The following is a 24,732-nucleotide window of genomic DNA, read 5'->3' as shown; positions in this document are numbered from 1 at the left end:
GGTCCCGCTACGAGCTGCCTCCGCGACGCGCGGACGCTCCGCGGCCCGCTACGGGCCGGCCTTCAGCGTCGCCGCCACCGGCAGGTGGTCGCTGCCGGTCCTCGGCAGCACCCACGAGCGCGTCGGCGTCATGCCCTTGACCATGATCTGGTCGATCCGCGCCATCGGGAACGACGCCGGCCAGCTGAAACCGAAGCCGTCGCCCGCGGCGCCCTGCGCCGAGCGCATCTGCGCGGTGATCGGGGACAGGCTGCGGTCGTTCATCGTGCCGTTGAGGTCGCCGAGCAGCAGGACGTCCTTGAGCGGCTCGGCGGCGATCGCGTCGCCGAGCGCCGCGGCGCTGGTGTCGCGCTGGTCGGCGGTGAAGCCGCCCCGGAGGTGGACCCGCACCGACGGCATGTGGGCCACGTAGACCGCGATGTCGCCTTCCGGCGTGCTGACCGTGGTGCGCAGCGCGCGGGTCCAGCCCAGCCGGATGTCGACCGGCCGGGTGGCGCTCAGCGGGTACTTGCTCCACAGCGCGACCGTGCCCTCGACCGCGCGGTACGGATAGGCCGCCGCCATGCCCCGCTCGTAGACCGGCAGCGCCTTGGGCGACAGTTCCTCCAGGGCCACGATGCCCGCGCCGGAGGCGACGACGTCCTTGGCGGTGCCTGCCGGGTCGGGGTTGGCGGCGTCCACGTTGTGGGTGACGACGGTCAGGTCACCGCCCGGCACCGCCTTGTCGCTGAGCAGGCCTCCGAACAGGCTGCCCCACACCGCCACCGGCAGCACCAGCGCCACCACCGCGGTCGCCGAGCGCCGCAGCAGGGCCCACAGCAGCAGAAGCGGCACGGCCAGCATGCCCACCCAGGGCAGGAACGTCTCCAGCAGGGAGCCCAGGTTGCCGACGGTGTTGGGCACGTCGGCGTGGAAGAGCATCAGCGCAGCGACGGCCATCGCCAGCGCCGCCGGGACCTTGCCGCGCCGCCACGCCCCGCCGTCCCGCCACCGCGCCCTCTCCCGGCGCCCCCGGCCGCCGTCCGGCCCGGGACCGTCCACGGTCTCGCCCGTCCTGTACGCCTGCGCCATGGGCCGACCTCACTCGCTCGTACTCGCTGCGCTCTCCGTGCTGTCCCGCGCCCCCGGTCCGCCGGTCCGACCCTAGACGGTCGGCGAACCGGCGGGGGGCGCGCGCTCCTCCCGTGGGACGAGGCATCCGGAAGGACCAGTTCCCCGGTAACAGCCCTGATCAGCGCTTCGTGACAGGATGCACATACTGCCGTCGCGGAGCCCGCACATCAGCCGGGCGGACGCACCTGATCGGGGACCGCGCCGAGGGGCCCGCCCGCGCCGCGGGGCCGCGCCGAGGGGCCCACCCGCGCCGTGCCGGGCCACCGCGAGATGGACGTTACGTCCCTGTGGACTTCCGGCGGCCGCCGCGCCGTGCCAGCATGGAAGGCGATCCGGGGACGCCGTCAGGGCGCCTCGAGACACGAACAGGAGCCGTTGCCATGACGCACGTCGAGGCTGCCCAGAAATCCTCCGACAGCAGCAAGGCGCTGTACGGCGGCACGAGCACTCGCCGTATCACCGTCCGCGACATAGCCGCCGCCAAGCAGCGCGGCGAGAAGTGGCCCATGCTCACCGCCTACGACGCCATGACCGCCTCCGTCTTCGACGACGCGGGCATCCCGGTGCTGCTGGTCGGCGACTCGATGGGCAACTGCCACCTCGGCTACGACAGCACCGTCCCGGTCACCATGGACGAGATCGCCATCCTGTCGGCGGCCGTCGTACGGGGCACCAAGCGCGCGCTGGTCGTCGCCGACCTGCCCTTCGGCTCGTACCAGGAGGGCGCCACCCAGGCCCTGCGCAACGCGACCCGGCTGATGAAGGACTCCGGGGTCGGCGCGGTCAAGCTGGAGGGCGGCGAGCGCTCCGCCCACCAGATCGAGCTGCTGGTGCAGTCCGGCATCCCGGTCATGGCGCACGTCGGCCTGACCCCGCAGTCCGTCAACGCCTTCGGCGGCTACCCGGTGCAGGGGCGCGGCGAGGAGGCGGCCCAGCAGCTGCTCCGGGACGCCAAGGCGGTGCAGGACGCGGGCGCCTTCGCGGTCGTGCTGGAGGTCGTGCCGGCCGAGCTGGCCGCCGAGGTCACCACCGCCCTGCACATCCCCACCGTCGGCATCGGCGCGGGCCCCGAGTGCGACGCGCAGGTGCTGGTGTGGACCGACATGGCGGGCATGACCGGCGGCCGGGTGCCGCGGTTCGTCAAGCAGTACATGCGGTTGCGCGAGGCGCTGGGCGGCGCGGCACGGTCGTTCGCCGACGAGGTGGTCGGCGGCGTGTACCCGGCGGCGGAGCACAGCTTCCACTGAGTTCGCGGGGTGACCTCGCGGTGACCGGGCGCGGCTTCCCCGAGACCCGGCGCCGCGCGCGTTGAGCAATCCCCCGGCTCCTTCCGTATGACCAGGTGAAGGCCCCTGGACATACGGAAGGAGCCAACCATGTCCCCCCACAGCAAGCGCTTCGCCGACCACCCGCGGCCGGTGCGCCGTACCGCCGTGCTGGTGGCCTCGGCGGGGGCGGCCTCGCTGCTGGTCCTCGCGGGCTGCTCGTCCGGCTCGGGAAGCTCCTCCGGAGCGGGCTCGGCGGCCGCCCCCGCCGGACAGGCCGCGCTGACCACCGCCCACAACGCGTCCTTGGGCACCATCGTCGTCAACGGGCAGGGCTGGACGCTCTACCGCTTCGACAAGGACATGAACAAACCCCCCATGTCCCACTGCACCGGCCAGTGCGCCGCCGTGTGGCCCCCGGAGCCCGCCTCCGACGCCGGCCATCTCAAGGGCGTCGACGCCAAGCTGGTCGGCAGCGTCACCCGGCCCGACGGCAGCAAGCAGCTCACGCTGAACGGCTGGCCGCTGTACCGCTACGCCCCCGACACCAAACCCGGCGACACCAAGGGTCAGGGCGTGCAGGGCACCTGGTTCGCCGCCACCCCGAGCGGCGGCAGGGCGCAGGCGGTCTCCGGCGCTCCGAGCACCCCGAGCGGGTCCGGTGGCAACGGCTACTGAGCCCGCTGGGGCCACGGAGAGCGGAGAACGGGTGGGACAGGAGCCGGGCGTGCGCGAGGATGTGGGTGTGGAGCGACGTCACCCTCCGGAGCAGGGACCGGAGGAAGAACTGATGCGGGCGCTCTACCGCGAGCACGCGGGCCCGCTGCTGGCCTATGTGATGCGGTTGGTCGCAGGTGACCGCCACCTGGCCGAGGACGTCGTGCAGGAGACGCTGCTGCGTGCCTGGCGCAGCGCCTCCCGGCTGGACCCGGCCGCCCGGTCCCTGCGGCCCTGGCTGGTGACGGTCGCCCGCCGGGTGGTGATCGACGGCCACCGCGGCCGGATGACCCGCCCGCCCGAGACCGGCCCGGCCGCGCTGGAGCAACTGCCCGCCGAGGACGAACTCGACCGCGCCCTGCGGATGATGACCATCACCGACGCGATGGACGACCTCACCGAGTCGCACCGTCAGGTACTGATAGAGACGTACTTCAAGGGCCGCAGCACCACCGAGGCGGCGGCCCACCTGGGGGTGCCGCCCGGCACGGTGCGTTCGCGCGTCTTCTACGCGCTGCGCAGCCTGCGGATCGCACTGGAGGAGAGAGGGGTGACCTCGTGACCGGTTTCGAACCGTTCGACCCGCACGTCGATGTCGGCGCCTATGTGCTGGGCGTGCTGGACGAGTCCGACATGGACCGGTTCGAACAGCACCTCGCGGTGTGCGGCACGTGTTCCGCCCGGCTGGAGGAGCTGAGCGGCCTGGTGCCGATCCTGGCCGAGATCGGTCAGGACGGCCCGCCCCGGCCTCCGGACGGCGCCCTGCTGGACCGGCTGCTCGCCGAGGTGGCCGGCGAGCGCCGCACGAAGCGGCGGCGGCGCAGGCTGATGGCGGTGGCCGCCGCGGCGCTGATCGTCGCGGGTCCGACCGCGGCCGTGGTCAGCATGGAGGCGACCAGCAGCCCGCCCGTCGCCAGCCAGTCGTTCGGCCACAGCTACACCGCCACGGACGCCGGCACCGGGGTGTCCGCCACGATCGGGCTGACCGCACGCCAGTGGGGCACCCAGATCGACATGCGGCTGTCCGACGTCGGCGGCCCCCGTACCTGCCACCTGGTCGTCGTCGGCACCAACGGGCAGCAGGAGACGGTCGCCAACTGGACGGTGCCGCCGGGCGGCTACACGTCGGGCGGCAAACCGAGGCCGATCAGCGTCTCCGGGGCCACGGCCCTGTCGCCCTCGGACATCGCCCGCTTCGACGTGGTCACCACGCAGGGCCAGCGCCTGGTCTCGGTACCCGCCTGACCTGCGGCGCCGACGTGCCCCGACCGCCTCGGCGGGGGCTCGTCGGAGCGCTGTCAGGGCCCGGGCGGCGCTGTCAGCGGGCTGTCGGCGACCTGTCGGCGGGGTGGGTCACCGTAGAGGCATGACACGCATCGAGCAGACCAGTGGCGGCGAGAACGCCGTGGAAGTACGGGGCCTGGTCAAGCACTACGGCCCGACGAAAGCCCTCGACGGAGTGGACCTGGACGTGCGCCAGGGCACGGTGCTCGGAGTGCTCGGGCCGAACGGTGCGGGCAAGACCACGCTCGTACGGGTCCTGTCCACGCTGATCCGTCCCGACGCCGGCAGCGCCCGGGTCGCCGGGTACGACGTCCTCGCCCAGCCGCGGCAGCTGCGCCGGGTGATCGGGCTCACCGGACAGTACGCGTCCGTCGACGAGAAGCTCTCCGGACGCGAGAACCTCTACATGATCGGGCGGCTGCTCGACCTGTCCCGCAAGGACGCCAAGGTACGCGCGGACGAGATGCTGGAGCGCTTCTCGCTCACCGACGCGGCCAAGCGGCCCGCCGGGCAGTACTCGGGCGGTATGCGCCGCCGCCTCGACCTGGCCGCGAGCATGATCGGCCGGCCCGCGGTGCTCTACCTGGACGAGCCGACCACCGGCCTGGACCCGCGCACCCGCAACGAGGTCTGGGAGGAGGTGCAGCGCATGGTCGCCGACGGCGCGACGGTGCTGCTCACCACCCAGTACATGGAGGAGGCCGAGCAGCTCGCCGACGAGCTGACCGTCTTCGACCGCGGCCGGGTCATCGCGGAGGGCCGGGTCGAGGAGCTGAAGGCGAAGGTCGGCGGACGCACCCTGCAGATCCGTCCGGCGGACCGGGCCGACCTGCGCGCGATGGCGCAGACGCTGTCCCGCTCCGGCCTGGACGGGGTCGGCGGCGTGGTGGTCGACGAGACCGAGGGCCTGGTCAACGTGGCGATCGTCAGCGACGAGCAGCTGACCGCGATCGTCGGCCTGCTGGGCGAGCGGTCGTTCCGCATCGCCGGCATCAGCACCCATCTGCCCAGCCTGGACGAGGTGTTCCTGGCCATCACCGGCCAGAAGGCCTCGGCCCCGGCCGGCAACGACGACTCCGTGTCCGACGAGACCCTTGAGGAGGTGGCGGCATGAGTGCGGCCACGATCAGCGCGACGGCGACCGCGCGCCCGGCGGAAGGCCGCATCGGCCTGCGGGCCAACCTGCGGCACATCGGCGCCCTGGTGCGGCGCAACGCGTTGCAGATCAAGCAGGACCCGGAGTCGATGTTCGACGCCCTGCTGATGCCGGTCATCTTCACCCTGCTGTTCGTGTACGTCTTCGGTGGCGCGATCTCCGGCAAGGGCAACCAGCACGAGTACGTCAACTACGTGGTCCCCGGCCTGATGGCGATGATGGGCATGAACATCGCCCAGGCGGTCGGCAGCGGCATCAACGACGACTTCAAGAAGGGGGTGATGGACCGCTTCAGGACCATGCCGATAGCCCGGTCCTCGGTCCTCATCGCCAAGATCGTCGTGGAGATCGGCCGCATGCTGCTGGCCACCTCGATCCTGCTGGGCATGGGCTTCACTCTCGGCCTGACCATTCACACCTCGGTGCTGCACCTGCTGGCCGCCGTGCTGCTCGCGCTGGTCTTCGGCGCCTCGTTGATGTGGATCTTCATCCTGCTGGGTCTGACCATGAAGACGGCGCAGGCCGTCCAGGGGATCGGGATGCTGGTGCTGATGCCACTTCAGTTCGGAAGCTCCATCTTCGCCCCGACCTCCACCATGCCGGGCTGGCTGGAGGCTTTCACCAAGGCCAATCCGCTCTCCAACCTCGCGGACGCCTCCCGCGCGCTGATCAACGGCGGCGCGGTGGCGCACTCTGTGTGGATCACGCTGGCCTGGACGGTGGGCATCACCGTGGTGACCGCGCCGCTGGCGGTGGCGAAGTTCCGCAACAAGTCCGCCTAGCGGACGGGTGGTTCGCGCAGGCCGGTCAGGCCTGGCCCGCCACCACCGAGCGCAGCAGGGCGACGGCCTCCCGGGGGGAGAGTCCGTCGCCCTCGGCGTACGCGGCCTCGTACGCCTCGTCGCCCAGCGCGTCGCGCAGCCGCCGGGTGGTGGCGGCCAGCTCCTCGCGGTCCACCAGCGGAGCGACTATCGGCCGCAGCGCGCGGGCCGAGCCCAGCAGCACCGCACCGGCCCGGGCGGGACCGGGCGCGTCCGCTGCGGGGGCGGCCCCGGCCGCGCTCCCGCCGGTGTGCGCGGCGGGCCCTTCCGCCACGAGGCGGCCCAGCACCGAGGACCCCATCGCGGTGACCATGCCGGCCAGGCGCGGCAGGACGACCTCCGCGTAGTCGTGCGAGGACACCGTCTCGACGCCCTCGCCCACCTGCTGAAGGCCCCGCGCCGGATCGCCCGCGACCGCGGTCAGCCAGCCCTTGAGGCACAGCAGCATGCCGCCCATCAACTCCCGTACGGCGGGCCTGCCTTCGCCCAGCATCTCGTCCACCAGCCGCATCGCCGCGTCGGCCTCGCCGCGCAGCCCCAGCAGTCCGGCGAGCGTCATCCGGCCGTGGTAGGTGGCGCCGTGGGCTCCCGGGCCCTGCCGCAGTCCCTCCGCGATGCCCTCGCGCAGCAGCCGCTCCCCCTCGGCCGGGTCACCGCCGTTGACCATCGCCTCCCCGAGCCGCACCGTCAGCTCGGGGACCTGCTGGTGGGCGCCGAGTTCGGTGGCCAGCGCGATCGCCTCCCGGCAGCAGTCGGCGGTGCGCCGCCAGTCACCGCGCGCCGCTGTCGCCTCGGCCTCCGCGGACAGTGTCTCGGCCATGCCCCACCGGTCGCCCACCCGGGCGAACAGCTCCCGGGCCTCGCGCACGTCGTCCATCGCCCTGCGGTCGCCGGGCACCTCGTTGTCCACCCTCGCCCGCAGTTGCAGCGCGTACGCCAGCTCCCAGACCCTGCCGTGCGCCCGGCAGCTTTCGACCAGGGCGTCCACCATGCCCTCCATCGCGTGGAAGTCGTGGGTGACGAACGCGGTGAACGGCACGGCCAGCGCCTGGCGGAGGCTGGCCTGCGGCAGGTGCGGCGGGTAGGCGTCCCGGATCGCGCGGCCGAGGGCGTCCAGGTCGCCGCCGAGCAGGTCGAGGTCCTCGTCGGGCACGCTGAGCGGCACCATGCGCACCCAGCGCCGCGCCTCGTCCAGCTGCGCGGGCGGCAACGGCAGCGGCACCTCGACGGGGGTGCGCTCCAGCGGCACGACGGGGGCGGCCGGTTCGGCGAACGGGTCGGGGCCGAGCGCCGCCACCGCACGCGGCCACTCGCTCAGCTCGGTGCGGTAGTTGCGCATCGTCCAGAACCACAGGCACGACAGCACCAGGTGCAGCGCCTCCTGCTCGGCGCCCGAGTCGACCGCGCGGCGCAGCGCGGAGCGCACGTTGTCGTGGTCGCGCTCCAGCTTCTCCAGCCACTCCAGCTGTTCCGGCCCGCGCAGCATCGGGTCGGCGCGGCGGGCGAACTCCCGGAAGCAGTCGACGTGCCGGGCCTCGACCGCGGCGCGTTCGCCGGACTCGGTGAGCCGTTCCGCCGCGTACTGGCCGATGGTCTCCAGCATCCGGTAGCGGGCGGTCCTCACCCCGAAGTCCGCGATCACCAGCGACTTGTCGACCAGCGAGCCCAGCAGGCCCGCGACGTCGCGGGCCTCGACGCCGTCGCCCGCGCACACTTCCTCGGCGGCGGTCAGCTCGCAGCCGCCGGAGAAGACCGACAGCCTGCGCAGCAGCGCGCGTTCGACCGGATCCAGCAGCTCCCAGCTCCAGTCGACGACCGCGCGCAGCGTCTGCTGGCGGGGCAGGACGGTGCGGCTGCCGCCGGTCAGCAGGCGGAAGCGGTCGTCCAGCCGTCCGGCTATCTGGCGTGGCGTCAGGCTGCGCAGCCGGGCCGCCGCCAGCTCGATGGCGAGCGGCAGGCCGTCCAGCCGCCGGCAGATCTCGGCGCACGCCTTCGGGTCCTCGGCGGGGTCGAACCCGGGCCGGGCCGCGGCCCCCCGGTCGGCCAGCAGCCGCAGCGCGGTCGGCTCCGGCAGCGGGTCCACCGGCCGCGTCAACTCGCCCGGCACGCCAAGCGGTTCGCGGCTGGTCGCCAGCACGCTCAGGCCCGGGCACTCGGTCAGCAGCCGCTCGGTGAGCCCGGCGCACGCGTCGACGACGTGCTCGCAGTTGTCCAGTACGAGCAGCAGCTCACGGCGCGCGCAGTACTCCGCCAGCACCCGCGCCGGGTCCTGTGCCCGCGCCTCGGCGAGCGTCTTGTCCGCGGAGCCGTGCAGCGCGATCTCCCGCAGCCCCAGCGCGGTCAGCACCGCCTCCGGCACGCCGCGCGGGTCGGCCAGCGGGGCCAGCTCCACCAGCCACACCCCGTCCCGCCACTGCGTCCCGTAGCGCCGTCCGGCCTCCAGCGACAGCCGGGTCTTGCCGGAGCCGCCGGGCCCGAGGAGGGTGACCAGCCGGGCGGCGGCCAGGTCGTCGCGCACCCCCTCCAGGTCGGCGTCCCGCCCGACGAAACTGGTCAGCACCGCCTTCAGCGTCCCGCGCCCGCCCGGAGCCGCCGCCTGCCGCGGGGCTTCGGTGGCCGCGCTGAGCGCCCCGGCGGCAGGCGCGGCGGTGGGAGCCGGGGCGGCGGTGGGGGCGGGGGCGGCAGGCGCGGGGGGCGTGGGCGCGGGGGTCAGCAACTCGGCGTGCAGCGCCCGCAGTTCGGGGCCGGGGTCGGCGCCCAGCCGGTCGGCGATGGCTGCGCGTACCCGCTCGTACGCCTGGAGCGCGTCGGCGCCGCGCCCGGCGTCCCGCAGCGCGCGGATGTGCAGCGTCTGCACCGGTTCGTTGAGCGGCTGGGCGGCGGCGAGCGCGGACAGCTCCGGCAGGACGCGCTCCGCCTGGCCGAGACCGAGTTCCGCGGTGAGTCGCAGTCGTACCGCGTCCTCGTGCAGCGCCTCGTAGCGCGTGGCGTACGCGACCCGGCCGGGCAGGTCGGCGAGCGGCGCGCCGCCCCACAGCGCGAGCGCTTCGGTGAGGAGCCCGGCGGCCTTGGCCGGATCGCCCTCGCCCAGCGCCCGTGCGCCGTCCGCCACCAGCCGCTCGAAGCGGTGCAGGTCCACGTCGTCGGCGGTGGCGCACAGCCGGTAGCCGCCGTCCACGGAGTCCACCGCCGCGTGCCCGAGGGCCCTGCGCAGCCGGGCCACCAGCGCCTGGAGGGCGCCGGCCGCCTCCGCGGGCGGGTCGCCGTCCCACACGTCGTCGATGAGCGCCGGGGCGGGCAGTGCCCGGCCGGGCCGCAGCGCGAGCGCGGCGAGCAGGGCGCGCAGCCGCGCCCCGCCGAGGGGTACGGCGGTGCCGTCCGGCCGGTGGGCCCGCGTGGACCCCAGGATGCTGTAGCGCACGGGTCCATTCTGGTGGACGTCGCGGCGGGACACGGCCCGGCGCCCGGCAGCGGCCCGCGCCGGGCCGGTGCTAACGTCCGGCGCATGACGACGACCGTTTCCGCACGTGGCCGGGACCGCCGCATCAGCCCCGTCTTCCTGGGCCTGGTCGCCATCATGGTGGTCTCCGGCTGGGCCGTCTGGCAGGGCCTGGCGAACAACCCGGGCTTCGCGGTCTTCCTCTTCGTCGTCTCCGGCTGGATCGTCTCCCTGTGCCTGCACGAGTACGCGCACGCGCGCACGGCGCTGCACGGCGGCGACATCTCGGTGGGCGGCAAGGGCTACCTGACGCTCAACCCCCTGAAGTACACCCACACCGCGCTGAGCATCGTGCTTCCGGTGGTCTTCGTCATCCTGGGCGGCATCGGCCTGCCCGGCGGCGCGGTCTTCATCGAGCGCGGCCGCATCCGGGGCCGCTGGCGGCACAGCCTGATCTCGGCGGCGGGGCCGCTGGTCAACGCGGTCTGGGCGCTGGTCCTGATGCTGCCGTTCGCGATCGGCGGGCAGGCGTGGGGTCCGGCGCCGTTCATGAGCGCGGTGGCGTTCCTCGCGGAACTCCAGGTGACCGCGGCGATCCTGAACTTCCTGCCGGTGCCGGGCCTGGACGGCTACGGGGTGGTCGAGCCGTGGCTGTCGTACAAGGTGCGCCGCCAGGTCGAGCCTTTCGCGCCGTTCGGGCTGATCGCGGTCTTCGGCTGCCTGTGGATCCCGGAGGTCAACACCTACTTCTGGGAGTTCATCGACGCCGTGATGCGCGCCTTCGGGGTGCAGGACTGGTACACCGCGACCGGCTACGAGACGTTCCGCTTCTGGAAGCAATGGGGCGCGGGCAGCGGCCAGGGCCTCGGCTGACGCGCGGCCCCGCCGCCCCCGGTGCGCCCGGGCCTGGGCCCGCCGTCGTTCTCAGCCCGCCGTCGTGCGGCGCTCGGACCGGGCCCGGCGCACGTAGAACCAGGCCATGTTGCTGGAGACGCCCGCCAGCAGGATCCACACGACGCCCAGGAAGCTGCCCTGCGCGAAGGAGACCCCGGCGGCGGCCAGGGCGAGCGCGCACACGACGACGGCGAACAGGGCGATGCGGGGCATGGGTCCTCGGCTCCTGGGTGGTACGGCTTGCGGCACCGCCCATTGTCCCCCACGCCCCGCGCGACGTGCCGCACGCCCCGCCCCGGCTCACACGTCGGTGAGCCGCAGCCCCGCGTGCGCCTTGTAGCGGCGGTTGACGGAGATCAGGTTGGCCACCAGCGACTCCACCTGGTGCGCGTTGCGCAGCCGCCCGGCGAAGACGCCGCGCATGCCCGGGATCAGCCCGGCCAGCGCCTGCACCACGTCGGTGTCCGCGCGGCTTTCGCCCAGCACCATCACGTCGGTCTCGATGCGCTCGACGGCCGGGTCCTGGAGCAGCACCGCCGACAGGTGGTGGAACGCGGCGGCGACCCGGGAGTCCGGGAGCAGGGCCGCGGCCTGCTCGGCGGCGCTGCCCTCCTCCGGCACCAGGGCGTACGCGCCCTTCTTGTCGAAGCCCAGCGGGTTGACGCAGTCCACCACCAGCTTGCCCGCCAGTTCCTCGCGCAGCGCCTGGAGCGTCTTGGCGTGGCCCTCCCACGGCACCGCGACGATCACCACGTCGCTCTCCCGCGCGCACGCGGCGTTCTCCAGGCCCCGCACGCCGTGGCCGATCTCCTCGGCGGCCGTGGCGGCGCGGCCCGCGTCGCGGGAGCCGACGATGACCCGCTGCCCGGCCCGCGCGAGCCGGTAGGCCAGACCGCGGCCCTGGTCACCGGTGCCGCCGAGGACGCCGACGACCAGCCCGGACACGTCCGGCAGGTCCCAGGGATCCTTGGCCGGAGCCTTCGCCGCGGCCGGGGGGTTCGCGTCGGCCGGGGGATTCGCATCAGTAGTCATACGGCGATCCTGCCAGCCCCCCGCCCGGTGATCGCTCAATTGCGTTGCGGAACCGATCACACCGCACACAGCGTGGCCTCCTGTGGCCTCCGACCGACCCGGGCGCCGTCGCGGCGTGGACGTCGGTGCGCACCTCGCTGTGGTCCGGCGGCCTGGAGTGCGCGGCGGCGGTCGCCCTGCCGGAGGCGGCGCCGCCCCGGCTCACGGCGTACGACGCGCGGTCCGGCGAGCACGCGGTGCGGCTGCGCGAGGCCCGGGCGGCCGGCGGGGCGCCGGCCGTCGCGGGCGCCTAGTCGCGCGCGTCCCACTCCTCGTTGCGCTCGGCGGCGGTCTCCATCGCGTGCTCCGCCGCCCGGCGGCTGGTGTAGGGGCCCATGCGGTTGCGTCCCGCGCAGACCATGCCCTCCTCGGCGGTGTGGTGCTTGAGGCAGTAGTACCACTCGCCCGGCTTGGCGGCTTCCTTCTTCGCCTTGAACAGCGCCATCGTTCTCGCTCCTTCGCACCCTCGCGTCGTGCCGCGGCCCGCGGCCTCCCCTGTCCGCCATCGTGCCCTGTGTGCCGCCGATACACTCGCTGACATGTCTGGCCAGTCACTCCTCGTCCCCGGCACGCTGTCGCCGACCCGCCGCGTCCCCGCGTCCATTCCGCGCCCCGAGTACGTCGGCAAGCCCGCGCCGACCCCGTACACCGGCCCCGAGGTGCAGGACGCCGAGACCATCGAGAAGATGCGGATCGCCTCCCGCATCGCCGCCCGGGCGATGGAGGAGGCGGCCAAGGCCGTCAAGCCCGGCACCACCACGGACGAGCTGGACCGCATCGCCCACGAGTACATGTGCGACCACCAGGCCTACCCCTCCGACCTGGGCTACCGCGGCTTCCCCAAGTCGATCTGCACCTCGCTCAACGAGGTCATCTGCCACGGCATCCCGGACTCCACCGAGCTGCGCGACGGCGACATCGTCAACCTGGACGTGACCGCGTACATCAACGGCGTGCACGGCGACACCAACGCCACCTACCTGTGCGGCGAGGTGGACGAGGAGTCGCGGCTGCTGGTCGAGCGCACCCGCGAGTCGCTGACCCGCGCCATCAAGGCGGTCAAGCCGGGCCGCCGGATCAACGTCATCGGCCGGGTCATCGAGTCGTACGCCAAGCGCTTCGGCTACGGCGTGGTGCGGGACTTCACCGGCCACGGCATCAACACCTCGTTCCACTCCGGCCTGATCGTGCCGCACTACGACAGCCCGCACGCCACGACCGAGATCAAGGCGGGCATGACGTTCACCATCGAGCCGATGCTCACCCTCGGCACGCACGAGTACGACGTGTGGGAGGACGGCTGGACGGTGGTCACCAAGGACCGCAAGCGCACGGCCCAGTTCGAGCACACGCTCGTGGTGACCGACACCGGCGCGGAGGTGCTGACGCTGCCCTGAGCCGGCTGCCGGGACGGCGGGCCGCGATCGGGGACGAACACACGGGCGGGCCCGGTAATGTGTGCGCGTTTCCGCCACTTCGAAGGAGCCCGCCCCCGATGAAGGCGCCGTCCGCAGCGCAACCGCCGTCGCCCGTAAGGGCGTTGGCCGAGCCGTCGCCCGCCGCGCGTCCGGCCCGCCCCGGGCCCCGTAGCGGTTCCGGCAGCGCCACCGATGGCGTCCATGGCGGTGCCTGCGTCTGCGGCGTCGGCCGCGCGTCGAGGGCGCGGCGCGCGGCGGTGTGGCTGGCCGCGACCGGTCTGCTGGCCGTCGGCGCGACGGGCTGCGTGACGGTGCACGGCGAACGCGCCCTGGTCCCCTCGGTCCAGCGGGCCGACGCGGCCGAGGCGCTGGAGCGCTTCGTGCGGCTGACCAACGAGGCCAACACCCGGCTGGACCCGTCGGTGAACACGCAGGCCGAGACCGGCGCGCTGGGCGCCATCGACGGCGCGGGGATCAAGGCCCGGCACGTCGGCTCCCCCGCCGGGAACCCGGGCTACAAGCCGCTGGTGCTCACCGACTCGCGGTTCGTCATACCCCGGCAGCGCGGCTGGCCCAAGTGGTTCGTGGTCGACACCGCCGACAACCGCGACAAGGACCGCTGGCTGCTGGTCTTCACCCGTGACAGCGTGGCCGAGCAGTGGAGGGCGTCGTACCTGCTGGTCGTCGCGCCGGGCGCGGAGCCGCGGTTCGCCACCGACGCGAAGGGGTACGCCGAGCCGGTGCCGGTGACCGGTTCCGGCCTGCTGGTCCAGCCGGGTGGCCTGGGCCCCGCCTACGCTGCCTACCTCCAGCGGGGCGACGCCGGGTCCCCGGACTTCGCGGCCGGGCCGGACACCACGGCCCTGCGCACGCAGCGCCGCACCCAGTACGCGCCGACCCCGCAGGTCGTCACGCAGTTCGCCGACTCGGGCGCCGACCCGGTGCGCTACCCCCCGGTGGCGCTGCGGCTGTCGGACGGCGGCGCGCTGGTGTTCTTCACCACCCAGCACATCATGAAGCAGACGGTGGCCAAGGGGCCGGTGCGCGTGCAGGACCCCACCGTCAACGCCCTGCTGACCGGCACCCCGAGCAGGTCGGTGACGCTGACCTACGTCTCGGAGCAGGTGGTGACGGTGCCGTCGGCCACCACGAGCGGCGGCAAGGTGGCCTTCGTCGACCGCATCGCCGGCCTGGTCTCCGCCACCGGCCAGTGACACCGCCCCGGGAAGTGGGCACGAACGGCGGATTCGGGGGACGGGCCCGTACGGGTACGGGCGAGCTCAGCGGCTCGGCCAGCCGCCCGCGGCCTCAGGCTCCGGCGCCTCGGGGACCTGCCCGCAGGCGTCGGTCAGCACCGCGAGCAGCGGCAGCGGGTCGGGCAGCGGCCGGTCGGCCGGCCGCAGCCAGGTGACCGCCGAGCCGTCCGGCAGCCGGGACGGGGGCAGCAGCACGTAACTGCCCCGGCAGTGCCAGCGCAGCCCCGGGTGTTCGTCGAGCGTCTCGGGATGGCAGTCCAGCTCGCACGGCCACCACTCGTCCTCGTCGTCCGGGGTGCCGCGCGAGGCGGTGAAGAACAGCATCCGGTCGTCGCCGTACATGGCGACCGGTCCGGTGCCGGTGCCCTCGGCCTCCAGCCGGGCGAGGGCGATCCGGCCGGCTTGCGCGGGCACGTCGAGCACGTCGTGGCCGGCGCCGGTGGCGGTGACGAAGTTGGCGAGCGGATCGGCCAGCAGCCAGCGGGTGATCTTGGCGGCGTCGGTGGTCGCTTCGGTCTGCCAGGCGAACGACACCGGGTGCATGCCCGGCGTGGGACAGCCCACCCGGTCGCAGGAGCACCCGAAGCCGGACGGGTGGGCGGCCGGCGCGACGGGGAAGGACGCGGCCGCCGCGCCCAGCAGGAGGGCCTCCCGGTCGGCCGCGGCCGCGCTCCCCCGGGCCGTACCCCCCGGGGCACCCGGGCGCCGCCGCAGCCACTCCGCCAGCCTGCTCCTGCGTTCCATGGAGCCCCTCTCATCAGCGCGCTCACCGCTCCCGGGGTGGTCACGACCCGGGCCCACCCTCCATCCTGCTCCTCGCGCGTCCGAAGTGTGAACGCGGGGTGGCGTCCAACCGGCCGGTCGGCCCAGCTTGGCCGAAACGTCGTCGGTCGCTCGTTCGAGTGGTCTCGTGGGACCTGCGGCAACGCCCGGGGCGGGTGCGCCCGGCCACCGGGTCACGGTTCGGCGAACCACTCGAAAGGAGCGTGCGCCACCGGCCGCGCGGGGTGGACCATGCGTACACGGACGCAACCGCGTGCACGGAGCCTCAACGGTGAGGAGCCTTCATTGCCCACACAACGCGTCGCCACCCCCCGGCGCTATCTGATGTGTCCCCCGGCCCACTTCCGGGTCACCTACTCCATCAACCCCTGGATGGACCCGGACAAGCCCGTCGACAGCGCGCTGGCGCTGTTGCAGTGGGAGGACCTGCGCGATCGCTACCGCGCGCTCGGCCACACCGTCGAAGTGCTGGAGCCGGTGCCCGGCCTGCCGGACATGGTCTTCGCGGCCAACGGCGCCACCGTGGTGGACGGCCGGGTCTTCGGTGCCAGGTTCGCCAATGCCGAGCGGCGCGGCGAGGCGCCCGCCCACCTGGCGTGGTTCCGCGAGCACGGCTACCGCCGGGTCCACGAGCCGGAGCACATCAACGAGGGCGAGGGCGACTTCACCCCCACCGCCTCCTGGGTGCTGGCGGGGGCGGGCTTCCGCAGCAGCCCGTCGGCGCGTGCCGAGGCCCAGGAGTTCTTCGGCCGCCCGGTGATCGGCCTGGAACTGGTCAACCCCCGCTACTACCACCTGGACACCGCGCTCGCCGTGCTCGACGGGGACGAGGTCATGTACTACCCGCAGGCCTTCTCCCCCGGCAGCCAGGACGTGCTCGCCCGGCTCTTCCCCGACGCGCTGCTGGCCACCGAGCAGGACGCGGCGGCGCTCGGCCTCAACGCGGTCAGCGACGGCCGCCACGTGGTCCTGCCGGCCGGCGCCTCGGGCCTGTTCGAGCCGTTGCGCAGGCGCGGTTTCGAGCCGGTCGGCGTCGACCTGTCGGAACTGCACAAGGCCGGTGGCAGCGTGAAGTGCTGCACGCTGGAGCTGCGCGACTGACGCGGCCGGCGGGGCCGGGGCGACCGCGATCCGGCCGCCCCGCCCTCGTCGCACGTTTAGGGTGCGCGGCGCGCCGCGGCCGGATAGCGTCCCAGGATCGGACGGCCACGGTGGAGGGAGCCCCATGCCCGAGCGCACCCGGTACGACGTCGTGGTGGTCGGAGGCGGCCACAACGGACTGGTCGCCGCCGCCTACCTGGCCCGCGCGGGCCGCTCCGTGCTGGTCCTCGAACGGCTCCCGGTCACCGGCGGCGCGGCGGTCTCCACCCGTGCGTTCACCGGCGTCGACGCCCGTCTCTCGCGCTACTCGTACCTGGTCAGCCTGCTGCCCCGGAAGATCGTGGACGACCTGGGGCTGCGCTTCGCGGTGCGCCGCCGCCGGATCTCCTCCTACACCCCGGCGAGGTCAGGGCCCGGCCTGCTGGTCGACACCGCCGACCCGGCCCGCGCCCGGGAGGGCTTCGCCCGGCTCACCGGCTCCGACCGGGAGTTCGAGGCGTGGCAGCGGTTCTACGCGATGACCGGCCGGGTGGCCCGCGCCGTCTTCCCCACGCTGACCGAACCACTGCCCACGCGAAGCGAGTTGGCGGCACGGATCGGCGAACCGGCCGCCTGGGAGGCGCTGTTCGAGCGCCCGCTCGGCGAGGCGGTCGAGGCGGCCTTCGGCCACGACCTGGTGCGCGGGGTGGTGCTGACGGACGCGCTGATCGGCACGTTCAGCCACGCGCACGATCCTTCGCTGCGCCAGAACCGCTGCTTCCTCTACCACGTCATCGGGGGCGGCACCGGTGACTGGGACGTCCCCGTGGGCGGGATGGGCGCCTTCACCGACGCGCTCGCGGCCGCGGCGCGCACGGCGGGCGCCGAGATCCGCACCGGCCGCGAGGTCACCGGCATCGAGACGGACGGCGTACGGGCGCGGGTGACCCACCGCGGTGACGCTTCGGCGGAGTCGGTGGAGGCCGGCCACGTCCTGGTCAACGCCGCACCCCGCACCCTCGCGGGGCTGCTGGGCGCACCGGACGCGGCCGGTGCGCCCGAGGGCGCCCAGCTGAAGGTCAACATGCTGCTGCGCCGTCTGCCCCGGCTGCGGGACGCCGGGGTCGACCCACGGGAGGCGTTCGCCGGCACCTTCCACGTCGGCGAGTCCTACGAGGAGCTGGCGACGGCCTACGCGCAGGCCGCGTCCGGCGCGCTGCCCGCCGCGCCGCCCTCGGAGATCTACTGCCACTCCCTGACCGACCCGTCGATCCTCTCCCCCGGGCTGGCTGAAGCCGGCTGCCACACCCTCACCCTCTTCGGCCTGCACGCGCCCGCCCGCCTGTTCGCCGACGACCCCGAGGGGGCGCGGGAGGCCTTGCTGAAGTCCACGCTCGCCCGCCTGGACGCGGTGCTCGCCGAACCTCTGGAGGACTGCCTCGCGCGCGACGCGGACGGGCGGCCCTGCCTGGAGGCGAAGTCCCCGCTCGACCTGGAACGCGAGATCGGGCTGCCCGGCGGCCACATCTTCCACCGCGACCTGTCCTGGCCGTACGCGGACGAGGCGACGGGCCGCTGGGGCGTGGAGACCGCCCATCCCAACGTGCTGCTGTGCGGCGCGGGCGCGGTGCGCGGCGGCGGGGTCAGCGGCGTCCCCGGCCACAACGCGGCGATGTCAGTCCTCGGACGCTGACCTCGGCGGCCACACGTCGCCCCACTCGGCGTCCCGCGCGGCGCGGTACACCTCGCCCTGCCGCTTGGAGACGGTCACCCGCCGCAGCCCCTCGTCGCGGGTGCACAGGTCGAGCAGCACCTGCCCCTTGCGCGTCTGCGGATGCCGTACGACCCGGGCCCGCGCCGCCCCCGGCTCGCCCTCCCGCACGGCGGCGACGTAGCTGAACTTCTCGTCCTCGTACGGCAGCGAGCCGCCCTTGACCTGCCGGTGCAACGAGGAACGGCTCACCCGGGCCGCGAAGTGGCACCAGTCGGCGCCCTCCTCGATCGGGCAGGCGGCGTCGTGCGGGCACGGCGCGAGCACCGTGAACCCCGCTTCGATCAGCCGCGCCCTCGCCTCGATGACCCGGGCGTAGCCGGGCGGGGTGCCGGGCTCCACGACGACCACCGCCCGTCCGGCGCGGGCCGCCTCGGCGACGACCGACGCCCGGTCGCGGTCGGTCAGCTCACCCAGCACGTAGCTGACGGTCACCAGGTCGGCGTCCGGGAGGGCGAGCGCGGGGCCGATGGGTTCGCGGCGCCATGTGGCGGTGCGCAGGGCGGGGTGCGAGGCGTCGCGGGCGAGCGTGCGGCCGAGGTCGAGCGCGGGCTGCGCCCAGTCCACGACGGTCGTCTCGTGCGCGCTGCCGGGCCACGCGTCGGCGACGGCCCAGGTCGCGGCACCCGTCCCGCCGCCCACGTCGACGTGGCGGGCCGGCGTCCAGTCACCGGCCCGCGCGCGGAACGCGTCGAGCGCGGCCCGTACCGCCTCGAAGGTGGCGGGCATGCGGTACGCGGCGTAGGCGGCGACGTCGGCCGCGTCGCGCAGGACCGGCGCGTCGGTGGGCGTCCGCCCCCGGTAGTTGGCGATCAGGCGCTCGACGGCCTGGGTCGCCTGGCGGGGGGTGAGGTCGTCGAGCCGGGCACGCAGCGCGTCACGCAGTTCGGCGTCGAGAGCGGGGGCGGGGGCGTTCACCTCTTCACCCTATGCGGTGCGGGGCACTGCTCCGGGTGGCCTGCGCCTGCGCTCGGCCGGGCGGGAGCGGGGGCGTCTACCGGAGGCTTGCCAGGGGATGTCTCCGGGAATCGCTTGTCACCCCTTGTCTCCGGCAAGTAATTGCCCGACTTCCGTCGCCAGATGAAAACGAAAACCACTTCCGTATAGACTGCGGCTCATGGCCCGCAACGAACTGCGTCCGATCGTCAAGCTCCGGTCCACGGCGGGGACCGGGTACACCTACGTGACGCGCAAGAACCGCCGCAACGACCCCGACCGGCTCACGCTGCGCAAGTACGACCCGGTCGTCCGCCGCCACGTCGACTTCCGGGAGGAGCGATGACCGCGGCGGACGCCGGGAGGCTGGACGTCGCGATCATCGGCGGCCTGCACGCGGACACCCGCCGGGAGGCCGTGGAGGCGGTCCTTCGCACAGTCGCCGGCGCGGTCGTCCTGCACCACGACCTGTCCGCCGCGACCGAGGGCTCCGTCCGCAGGACCGTGCGCGACGCGTCCGGCCTCCTGGGCGTCGGCGAGGCGCCCCTGGTCAACGACTGCGCCTGCTGCGCGCTGCGCGAGGACCTCGTCCCCGAACTGCTGCGCCTCGCGGAGGGGGGCGGCCACCGGCTGGCCGTGGTCGAACTGTGGGACTCCGTCGAGCCGCAGGCGATGGCGGCGGTGATCGCCGCCGCGGGCGCGCCGCTGCGACTGGCGGCCGTGGCGACCGCGGTCGATCCCGCGCTCGTCGTGCCGTACCTCGCCACCGGCGACGACCTCGACGAGGTCGGCCTGGCCGCCGCGCCGACCGACCGGCGCACCGTCGCCGACACCTTCGCCCGGCAGCTGGAGTACCCGACACTGCTGCTCCTGGGCGGCCCCGGCGACGACGCCGACCGCGAACTGCTGACTCAACTCCACCCGACCGCACGGACGTTGGTGCTGGACCGGGATCCGCTGGGTCCCGCGCTCGCCGCCGGGTTCGACCTGCGGGCCGCCACCGCGCGCATGCATCCGGCCAGCGCGCTGCTGCCGCAGGAGGCCGACGCGCACGGGATCCGCACGATGGTCTGGCGCCGCGACCGGCCGTTCCACCCGCAACGGCTGTACGCGGCGCTGGAGGACCTGGCGTGCGCGGCGGCCCGCAGTCGCGGCCGGTTCTGGCTGGCCGACCGCCCGGACACACTGCTGTCGTGGGACGCGGCGGGCGGCGCGCTGTGCGTGGAGCCCTCCGGCCCCTGGCTCGCCGCGCTGCCGGACGCCGCCTGGGAGATGGTCCCCGCGGAACGCCGGGTCGCCGCCGCCCTCGACTGGCACCCCCGGCACGGCGACCGCGGGCAGCACCTGACGTTCACCTCGCCCGGCCTCGACGACGACGGCCTGCGCGTGCTGCTGGACTCCTGCCTGCTCACGGACGCCGAGTACCGCGCGGGGCCGGACGCCTGGGCGCGCCTGCCGCACGCCTTCGACGGCCTGCTCGACCCGGTCTCCTGAGGCCCCCTCTCCCCCCGCCGCTCCCCCATGACCGGCCCGGCGCCGGCCACCACCGAAAGGACCACCGCGATGGCACGCCGTCCCACCAGGGGCACCGACCCGCACCGCAAGCGGCCCAACCCGCTGGACGCCGCGGGCATCACGTACGTCGACTACAAGGACACCGATCTGCTGCGGAAGTTCATCTCCGACCGGGGCAAGATCCGCAGTCGGCGGGTGACCCGGGTGACCGCCCAGCAGCAGCGGCAACTCGCGCGCGCCATCAAGAACGCGCGGGAGATGGCGCTGATCCCGTACAGCGGACGGTAGTTGACCGCCATCACCCGAAGGAGTTCTCCAGGCGAAAGGACTTTCGGGTCGCGAAAGTAGATGCCATGATGGGGGGTGCGGCCACCGCGGGGGCGGCCGCACCCCTCAGGCATGGAGACCGTCATGTCAGACGAAGACAACACCGTGTCCGGCGGCGAGAACGCTGTGTCCGGCGACCGCAACGAAAGCCCGAGCCACCGGAGCGACAGTCCGAGCGGCGGGAACGACCGGAACGACAGCCCGAGCCACCGGAACGAGCCGAGCGGCCCCAGCGACCCGAGCGGCCGGATGGCCGCCGCCGACGACGCGGAGGCCGCCCTGCGCGCGGCGGACCGCGCCCGCGCCACCTCCAACCTCTTCACGCCGTGGCCGCGTTGGTGCGGCCCCGTGGCGGGCGCCTGTGAAGTCGCGGGCGTGGCCCTGTTCTTCGGGTCCTGGCCGCACCGGCTGCTGGGTACCGAGCCGAGCACATTGCTGGGGCTCGCGCTGCTGGCGGTCTTCCCCGCCCTCTGCGTGCTGCGGGCCCGGCGCACGAGCGTCGTGACGCTGCCACCCGGGACGACGCGGCAGCGGATGGTGACGGAGTTCACCCCGATACTGGCGCTGCCCGCCGCCGCCCTGGTCTACCTGGCGAGCGGCTGGGACGCGGCGGTGCTCACCGGCGCGATACTCAGCGGCGCCGGCCTGTGGCGGCGCTGCGCACGGCACAACCGCCTCGCCGCCGAGGCCCGTGCGAAGCTGGCCGCGTGACCGCGCACATACCCGACGAGCCGACGCCCCCCGCGCTGGACGAGGTCATCCACCACCCCACCCGGCTGACGATGATGGCGTTCCTGGCGGGCTGCCTGGAGGCGGAGTTCGCCGCCGTGCGCGACTACCTCCAGGTCTCCGACGCCAGCGTGAGCCGGATCGCCTCCGCGCTGGAGGAGGCGGGCTACGTGAAGGTGCGCAAGGGGTACGTGGGACGCCGGCCGCGCACCTGGCTGTCGCTGACCCGCGACGGGCGCGCCGCGCTCACCCGGCATCTGGCGGCGCTCCAGGCCATCGTGGACGCCGCCCGCGAGGCGGGGACGCGGGCACCGGACTGAGCCGGGGTCCCCGGCCGCCACCGCCGCGACGGCCGGGGCTCGCCCCCGGGCGCCTGCGGCGCGTACCCGAGGTCAGGCCGGCGCCCGCAGGGCGGGCCCGCGTCGGGCGGACGGCCTGGGCAGGAAGGTGAGCCCGTAGACCACCGTGGCCGCAGCCATGATGCCGAAGCTGGGCGGCACGCTGGGCACCGCGTACCCGAGCGCCAGCCCCGCCCACATCTCGCCGAGCGCCAGCACGGCCGACAACGCCAGCGCGCGGTAAGGGGAGTCGGTGAGCCGCTGCGCCGCCCCGGCCGGTGCCGCGAGCAGGCCGAGCAGCAGCAGGGAGCCGACCGCCTGCGTGGCCTCCGCCGCGCACGCCCCGACCAGGGCGAGGAACGCCAGCCCCAGCAGGCGCACCGGCAGCCCGCGCGCCGCCGCCACCGCCTCGTCCAGCGAGGCGAACAGCAGCGGCCTGGCCAGCGCGAGCACCGCGACGCACACCGCCGCCGCGATCAGGACGGCGGTCCAGGCCGCCGACGCCGACAGACCGAAGATGGAGCCGAACAGCACACTGACGCCCGCGTTGCCGTTGGCGGTGGAACGGGTCGTCGTGTAGAGGGTGAGGAAGAAGACGCCGAGGCCGAGGATCCAGGAGAAGGCGCTGCCGATCGTCACGTCGTCGGCACGGCTGCGGCGGCCCAGCACGCCCAGCAGCAGCGCGACCCCGATGGTGGCGGCGAACAACCCGATCCGCAGGTCCCAGCCGAGGGCCAGCGCCGCCAGCGCGCCGGTGAAGGCGGTGTGGCTGAGCGCGTCGCCGGTGAAGATCTGGGCGCGCAACACCAGGAAGTACCCGGTCAGTCCGGCGGCCACCGCGATCGCGCCACCCGCGAGGACCGCGTGCAGGAAGAAGGGGTGGTCGAGGGCTGCGAGGCCCACGCTGCTCCAGCTCATGCGGCGGCCCTCCCGGCGGGGGCGGCGGGACGTTTCTCCGCCGGGCGCGGACGCGGCTCGCCGCCCGCCGGCCGCGCGGACCTGGCGGTGAGCGCGGAGCGCCACAGGCGGGCGAGGACGTAGGCGCCGAAGGCGAAGGTGGTGACGTAGAAGCCCACCGGATAGGGCGAGAAGTAGGCCGCGGTCAGGCCCAGCCAGCTGACCGCGACACCGATCAGCATGCCCAGCGGCAGACTCACCACCGGCCGGGCGCTGAGGAGTTGGGCGGTCGCGGCGGGCATCACCAGCAGCGCGAAGACCAGCAGCGAGCCGGTGATCTGACTGGCCTCCGCGGTCGCCGCCCCGAGCAGGACGAGGAAGAGCGTGGACAGCGCCCGCACCGGGACGCCGCGTGCGGCGGCCACCGAGGTGTCGACGGAGGCGAACAGCAGCGGCCGGCCGACCGCGGCGAGCGCGGCGAGCACGACGGCCGCGACCACGGCGAGCAGCACCACCTGGCTGTCGCTGATGCCGAGGAAGGAGCCGAACAGCAGCGCGTTCACCCCGCCGAGGAAGCCCTTGTAGAGGGCGACGAACAGGAAGCCGCAGGCCAGCAGGAACGCCTGGACGGTGCCGGTCAGCGCGGACTCCTCGCCCCGTCCCTGCCCGGCGCCGGGGATCAGCGCGATGACGACGGCCGCCGCGAGGCAGAACGCGAAGTAGCCGTAGCCCGCGGCGATCCCGAGGAGCACGGCGCCGGAGGCGCCGGGGAAGCCGACCACGGCGAGGGTGTGCGCGGCGAAGGTCTGCCGGCGCAGCACCACGAACCAGCCCACCGCGGCCGCCAGTACGGCGATGACCGCGCCGGCGCGGAAGGCGTTGACCATGAAGGGGTAGGACCACATCAGCTGGATGTCGGTCAGCGGGTTCCACGACCAGGGCGCGGTGGCGGCGTCAGCGAGCGGCATGCGCGCTCCCCTCGGGCGAGCCGCCGCCGGCGAGCGGGTCGTCCGCGCGCCCGGCCCCGGCGTGCCGGTCGTCCTCGTGGCGGTCGGTGTGGAGCGCGGGGGCCTCCGGGCCGCCGACGACGACCAGGCGGCCGTCGGAGGTGCGCAGTACCTCGACAGGCGTGCCGTACAGCTTCGTCAGCGTCGCGGAGGTGATGACCTCGTGGGGGGTGCCGGTGGCGGCGCCGCCCTCGGCCAGGTACACCACGCGGTCGAGGTAGGACAGGATCGGGTTGACGTCGTGGGCGACCATCACCACCGAGACGCGCTCCTCGCGGCAGATCCGCCCGATCAGCCGGGCGACGGCTGCCTGGTTGGGCAGGTCGAGGCTGTCGAGGGGTTCGTCCAGCAGCAGGACGTCGGGCCTGCGGCACAGGGCCTGGGCGATCAGCAGCCGCTGCTGCTCGCCGCCGGAGCACTGGCCGATGGGCCGGTCCGCGTAGGCGCAGGCGCCGACGAGTTCGATGACCTCGGCGACCCGGCGCCGGGCCGCGCGGCGCCGGGCGCTGAAGCGGGCGGGCACCGGCAGCGGGACGCCCCAGCGGTCGCCGTCGAGGCCGAGGCCGACGATGTCGCGGCCCCGGATGCGCAGCGACGCATCGAAGCTGCGGCGCTGCGGCAGGTAGCCGACGGCGCGTCCGGCCTGCCCGGGCGGGGCGCCGAGCACCCGGATCTCGCCGGACGCCAGCTGCTGGAGGCCCAGTACGGCCTTGAGCAGGGTGGACTTGCCGACGCCGTTGGGTCCGAGGACGGCCGTGAACTCGCCGGGGCCGATGGCGAGGTCGACGCCGGACCACAGGGTGCGGCCGCCGACGCGTACGGCCGCGCCGCGCAGTTCGAGCACGGGGGCGTCGCCGGACGCGGCCCGGCGCCGTTGCTGGGTGGGGAGGGGGATGTTCATCCGGTCACCGCCTG

27 protein-coding genes are annotated in these 24,732 nt (G+C 74.3%); 17 read left to right on the top strand and 10 right to left on the bottom strand.

Annotated features, from left to right (window positions below):
• Window positions 1-48 precede the first annotated feature (48 nt).
• Window positions 49-1,071 (bottom strand): endonuclease/exonuclease/phosphatase family protein, encoded by a 1,023-nt coding sequence (locus CK485_RS14115; RefSeq protein ID WP_109450452.1) that lies wholly within the window; start codon window positions 1,069-1,071, stop codon window positions 49-51.
• Between the two features lie 422 nt (window positions 1,072-1,493).
• Between CK485_RS14115 and panB the strand changes: the two genes are divergently transcribed.
• From panB to CK485_RS14085, 6 genes are all read left to right on the top strand, one after another.
• Window positions 1,494-2,360 (top strand): 3-methyl-2-oxobutanoate hydroxymethyltransferase, encoded by an 867-nt coding sequence (panB, locus tag CK485_RS14110; RefSeq protein ID WP_109450450.1) that lies wholly within the window; start codon window positions 1,494-1,496, stop codon window positions 2,358-2,360.
• Window positions 2,361-2,489: 129 nt separating this feature from the next.
• Window positions 2,490-3,056: a hypothetical protein gene (locus tag CK485_RS14105; protein ID WP_109450448.1), complete on the top strand. Its 567-nt coding sequence runs from the start codon at window positions 2,490-2,492 to the stop codon at window positions 3,054-3,056.
• Between the two features lie 49 nt (window positions 3,057-3,105).
• Complete coding sequence (locus tag CK485_RS14100) at window positions 3,106-3,657, top strand: sigma-70 family RNA polymerase sigma factor (RefSeq protein WP_275124620.1); 552 nt, start codon at window positions 3,106-3,108, stop codon at window positions 3,655-3,657.
• Complete coding sequence (locus CK485_RS14095; RefSeq protein ID WP_241968345.1) at window positions 3,654-4,340, top strand: zf-HC2 domain-containing protein; 687 nt, start codon at window positions 3,654-3,656, stop codon at window positions 4,338-4,340. The genes CK485_RS14100 and CK485_RS14095 overlap by 4 nt, the downstream gene beginning before the upstream one ends.
• Window positions 4,341-4,461: 121 nt before the next feature.
• Window positions 4,462-5,493 (top strand): ATP-binding cassette domain-containing protein, encoded by a 1,032-nt coding sequence (locus tag CK485_RS14090; protein WP_109450444.1) that lies wholly within the window; start codon window positions 4,462-4,464, stop codon window positions 5,491-5,493.
• Complete coding sequence (locus CK485_RS14085; protein WP_109450442.1) at window positions 5,490-6,317, top strand: ABC transporter permease; 828 nt, start codon at window positions 5,490-5,492, stop codon at window positions 6,315-6,317. Before CK485_RS14090 ends, CK485_RS14085 begins: the two co-directional genes overlap by 4 nt.
• A 25-nt stretch (window positions 6,318-6,342) precedes the next feature.
• Here the strand turns inward: CK485_RS14085 and CK485_RS14080 are convergent, their stop codons facing one another.
• Window positions 6,343-9,777, bottom strand: a complete 3,435-nt coding sequence (locus CK485_RS14080; protein WP_109450440.1) for a BTAD domain-containing putative transcriptional regulator — start codon at window positions 9,775-9,777, stop codon at window positions 6,343-6,345.
• Window positions 9,778-9,861: 84 nt separating this feature from the next.
• On the opposite strand from CK485_RS14080, the gene CK485_RS14075 reads away from it, so the two are divergent.
• The gene (locus CK485_RS14075) at window positions 9,862-10,668 is read left to right on the top strand and encodes a site-2 protease family protein (RefSeq protein WP_109450438.1); all 807 of its coding nucleotides are present in this window, start codon (window positions 9,862-9,864) and stop codon (window positions 10,666-10,668) included.
• A gap of 51 nt (window positions 10,669-10,719) precedes the next feature.
• On the opposite strand, the gene CK485_RS14070 is transcribed toward CK485_RS14075, so the two are convergent.
• Together CK485_RS14070 and npdG are read right to left on the bottom strand one after the other, a co-directional pair.
• A complete protein-coding gene (locus tag CK485_RS14070; RefSeq protein ID WP_109450437.1) occupies window positions 10,720-10,902 on the bottom strand; it encodes a hypothetical protein in 183 nt (60 codons plus the stop codon).
• An 87-nt stretch (window positions 10,903-10,989) separates the two neighbouring features.
• Complete coding sequence (npdG, locus tag CK485_RS14065; RefSeq protein WP_109450435.1) at window positions 10,990-11,721, bottom strand: NADPH-dependent F420 reductase; 732 nt, start codon at window positions 11,719-11,721, stop codon at window positions 10,990-10,992.
• 125 nt (window positions 11,722-11,846) lie between these two features.
• Here npdG and CK485_RS28770 point away from each other — a divergent pair, with 125 nt between their 5' ends.
• The gene (locus tag CK485_RS28770) at window positions 11,847-12,014 is read left to right on the top strand and encodes a hypothetical protein (RefSeq protein WP_158288212.1); all 168 of its coding nucleotides are present in this window, start codon (window positions 11,847-11,849) and stop codon (window positions 12,012-12,014) included.
• Here CK485_RS28770 and CK485_RS14060 read toward each other — a convergent pair.
• The gene (locus CK485_RS14060; RefSeq protein ID WP_109450433.1) at window positions 12,011-12,205 is read right to left on the bottom strand and encodes a hypothetical protein; all 195 of its coding nucleotides are present in this window, start codon (window positions 12,203-12,205) and stop codon (window positions 12,011-12,013) included. The genes CK485_RS28770 and CK485_RS14060 overlap by 4 nt on opposite strands.
• Before the next feature lie 94 nt (window positions 12,206-12,299).
• Here CK485_RS14060 and map point away from each other — a divergent pair, with 94 nt between their 5' ends.
• On the top strand, window positions 12,300-13,157 hold the full coding sequence (map, locus tag CK485_RS14055) for a type I methionyl aminopeptidase (RefSeq protein ID WP_109450431.1): 858 nt from the start codon (window positions 12,300-12,302) through the stop codon (window positions 13,155-13,157).
• 98 nt (window positions 13,158-13,255) lie between these two features.
• On the top strand, window positions 13,256-14,392 hold the full coding sequence (locus CK485_RS14050; RefSeq protein WP_241968344.1) for a hypothetical protein: 1,137 nt from the start codon (window positions 13,256-13,258) through the stop codon (window positions 14,390-14,392).
• Between the two features lie 66 nt (window positions 14,393-14,458).
• Here CK485_RS14050 and CK485_RS14045 read toward each other — a convergent pair whose 3' ends face one another.
• The gene (locus CK485_RS14045) at window positions 14,459-15,178 is read right to left on the bottom strand and encodes a bifunctional DNA primase/polymerase (protein ID WP_109450429.1); all 720 of its coding nucleotides are present in this window, start codon (window positions 15,176-15,178) and stop codon (window positions 14,459-14,461) included.
• A gap of 324 nt (window positions 15,179-15,502) precedes the next feature.
• Here CK485_RS14045 and ddaH point away from each other — a divergent pair, with 324 nt between their 5' ends.
• Window positions 15,503-16,318 carry a dimethylargininase gene (gene ddaH / locus CK485_RS14040; protein WP_109450427.1) on the top strand — a complete coding sequence of 272 codons (816 nt, stop codon included), beginning with the start codon at window positions 15,503-15,505 and terminating at the stop codon, window positions 16,316-16,318.
• A gap of 124 nt (window positions 16,319-16,442) precedes the next feature.
• Window positions 16,443-17,990, top strand: coding sequence for an NAD(P)/FAD-dependent oxidoreductase (locus CK485_RS14035; RefSeq protein WP_109450424.1), 1,548 nt, complete (start codon window positions 16,443-16,445; stop codon window positions 17,988-17,990).
• Here CK485_RS14035 and CK485_RS14030 read toward each other — a convergent pair.
• On the bottom strand, window positions 17,973-18,986 hold the full coding sequence (locus tag CK485_RS14030) for a small ribosomal subunit Rsm22 family protein (RefSeq protein WP_109450423.1): 1,014 nt from the start codon (window positions 18,984-18,986) through the stop codon (window positions 17,973-17,975). The genes CK485_RS14035 and CK485_RS14030 overlap by 18 nt on opposite strands.
• 199 nt (window positions 18,987-19,185) lie before the next feature.
• Here CK485_RS14030 and rpmG point away from each other — a divergent pair, with 199 nt between their 5' ends.
• The 5 genes from rpmG to CK485_RS14005 all read left to right on the top strand — a co-directional run bounded on the left by rpmG (window position 19,186) and on the right by CK485_RS14005 (window position 21,895).
• Window positions 19,186-19,350: a 50S ribosomal protein L33 gene (gene rpmG, locus CK485_RS14025; protein WP_109450421.1), complete on the top strand. Its 165-nt coding sequence runs from the start codon at window positions 19,186-19,188 to the stop codon at window positions 19,348-19,350.
• Window positions 19,347-20,498: a GTP-binding protein gene (locus CK485_RS14020; protein ID WP_109450419.1), complete on the top strand. Its 1,152-nt coding sequence runs from the start codon at window positions 19,347-19,349 to the stop codon at window positions 20,496-20,498. Before rpmG ends, CK485_RS14020 begins: the two co-directional genes overlap by 4 nt.
• A gap of 69 nt (window positions 20,499-20,567) precedes the next feature.
• A complete protein-coding gene (gene rpsR / locus CK485_RS14015; RefSeq protein ID WP_109452977.1) occupies window positions 20,568-20,807 on the top strand; it encodes a 30S ribosomal protein S18 in 240 nt (79 codons plus the stop codon).
• Between the two features lie 123 nt (window positions 20,808-20,930).
• A complete protein-coding gene (locus CK485_RS14010; protein WP_146214541.1) occupies window positions 20,931-21,557 on the top strand; it encodes a hypothetical protein in 627 nt (208 codons plus the stop codon).
• Between the two features lie 71 nt (window positions 21,558-21,628).
• Window positions 21,629-21,895, top strand: coding sequence for a transcriptional regulator (locus CK485_RS14005; RefSeq protein ID WP_109452975.1), 267 nt, complete (start codon window positions 21,629-21,631; stop codon window positions 21,893-21,895).
• 72 nt (window positions 21,896-21,967) lie between these two features.
• Here CK485_RS14005 and CK485_RS14000 read toward each other — a convergent pair whose 3' ends face one another.
• The 3 genes from CK485_RS14000 to CK485_RS13990 are packed head-to-tail and all read right to left on the bottom strand — an operon-like array spanning window position 21,968 to window position 24,718.
• Complete coding sequence (locus tag CK485_RS14000) at window positions 21,968-22,831, bottom strand: metal ABC transporter permease (protein ID WP_109450416.1); 864 nt, start codon at window positions 22,829-22,831, stop codon at window positions 21,968-21,970.
• Entirely contained in the window at window positions 22,828-23,778 is a 951-nt protein-coding gene (locus CK485_RS13995; protein WP_109450414.1) for a metal ABC transporter permease, read from the bottom strand. The genes CK485_RS14000 and CK485_RS13995 overlap by 4 nt, the downstream gene beginning before the upstream one ends.
• Window positions 23,765-24,718 (bottom strand): ATP-binding cassette domain-containing protein, encoded by a 954-nt coding sequence (locus CK485_RS13990; protein ID WP_109450412.1) that lies wholly within the window; start codon window positions 24,716-24,718, stop codon window positions 23,765-23,767. Before CK485_RS13990 ends, CK485_RS13995 begins: the two co-directional genes overlap by 14 nt.
• Between the last annotated feature and the right edge of the window lie 14 nt (window positions 24,719-24,732).

This window comes from Streptomyces sp. ICBB 8177 (genome assembly GCF_003144095.1).
In the GTDB taxonomy this organism is placed as follows: Bacteria; Actinomycetota; Actinomycetes; order Streptomycetales; family Streptomycetaceae; genus Streptantibioticus_D.
Note: the sequence above shows the minus strand (reverse complement) of the source record. Positions and strands in the feature narration are given on the sequence as shown.

Excerpts from the sequence above, each read along its gene's own strand:
- CK485_RS14035 (WP_109450424.1), top strand. The coding sequence starts at position 16,443 with ATGCCCGAGCGCACCCGGTACGACGTCGTGGTGGTCGGAGGCGGCCAC.
- CK485_RS14045 (WP_109450429.1), bottom strand. The coding sequence starts at position 15,178 with ATGGAACGCAGGAGCAGGCTGGCGGAGTGGCTGCGGCGGCGCCCGGGT.
- CK485_RS14090 (WP_109450444.1), top strand. The coding sequence starts at position 4,462 with ATGACACGCATCGAGCAGACCAGTGGCGGCGAGAACGCCGTGGAAGTA.
- CK485_RS14010 (WP_146214541.1), top strand. The coding sequence starts at position 20,931 with ATGTCAGACGAAGACAACACCGTGTCCGGCGGCGAGAACGCTGTGTCC.
- CK485_RS14105 (WP_109450448.1), top strand. The coding sequence starts at position 2,490 with ATGTCCCCCCACAGCAAGCGCTTCGCCGACCACCCGCGGCCGGTGCGC.
- CK485_RS14020 (WP_109450419.1), top strand. The coding sequence starts at position 19,347 with ATGACCGCGGCGGACGCCGGGAGGCTGGACGTCGCGATCATCGGCGGC.
- panB (WP_109450450.1), top strand. The coding sequence starts at position 1,494 with ATGACGCACGTCGAGGCTGCCCAGAAATCCTCCGACAGCAGCAAGGCG.
- rpsR (WP_109452977.1), top strand. The coding sequence starts at position 20,568 with ATGGCACGCCGTCCCACCAGGGGCACCGACCCGCACCGCAAGCGGCCC.
- CK485_RS14060 (WP_109450433.1), bottom strand. The coding sequence starts at position 12,205 with ATGGCGCTGTTCAAGGCGAAGAAGGAAGCCGCCAAGCCGGGCGAGTGG.
- CK485_RS13990 (WP_109450412.1), bottom strand. The coding sequence starts at position 24,718 with ATGAACATCCCCCTCCCCACCCAGCAACGGCGCCGGGCCGCGTCCGGC.
- CK485_RS14070 (WP_109450437.1), bottom strand. The coding sequence starts at position 10,902 with ATGCCCCGCATCGCCCTGTTCGCCGTCGTCGTGTGCGCGCTCGCCCTG.
- CK485_RS14005 (WP_109452975.1), top strand. The coding sequence starts at position 21,629 with ATGATGGCGTTCCTGGCGGGCTGCCTGGAGGCGGAGTTCGCCGCCGTG.
- CK485_RS14000 (WP_109450416.1), bottom strand. The coding sequence starts at position 22,831 with ATGAGCTGGAGCAGCGTGGGCCTCGCAGCCCTCGACCACCCCTTCTTC.
- map (WP_109450431.1), top strand. The coding sequence starts at position 12,300 with ATGTCTGGCCAGTCACTCCTCGTCCCCGGCACGCTGTCGCCGACCCGC.
- npdG (WP_109450435.1), bottom strand. The coding sequence starts at position 11,721 with ATGACTACTGATGCGAATCCCCCGGCCGACGCGAACCCCCCGGCCGCG.
- CK485_RS14050 (WP_241968344.1), top strand. The coding sequence starts at position 13,256 with ATGAAGGCGCCGTCCGCAGCGCAACCGCCGTCGCCCGTAAGGGCGTTG.
- CK485_RS13995 (WP_109450414.1), bottom strand. The coding sequence starts at position 23,778 with ATGCCGCTCGCTGACGCCGCCACCGCGCCCTGGTCGTGGAACCCGCTG.
- CK485_RS14115 (WP_109450452.1), bottom strand. The coding sequence starts at position 1,071 with ATGGCGCAGGCGTACAGGACGGGCGAGACCGTGGACGGTCCCGGGCCG.
- CK485_RS14075 (WP_109450438.1), top strand. The coding sequence starts at position 9,862 with ATGACGACGACCGTTTCCGCACGTGGCCGGGACCGCCGCATCAGCCCC.
- CK485_RS14085 (WP_109450442.1), top strand. The coding sequence starts at position 5,490 with ATGAGTGCGGCCACGATCAGCGCGACGGCGACCGCGCGCCCGGCGGAA.
- rpmG (WP_109450421.1), top strand. The coding sequence starts at position 19,186 with ATGGCCCGCAACGAACTGCGTCCGATCGTCAAGCTCCGGTCCACGGCG.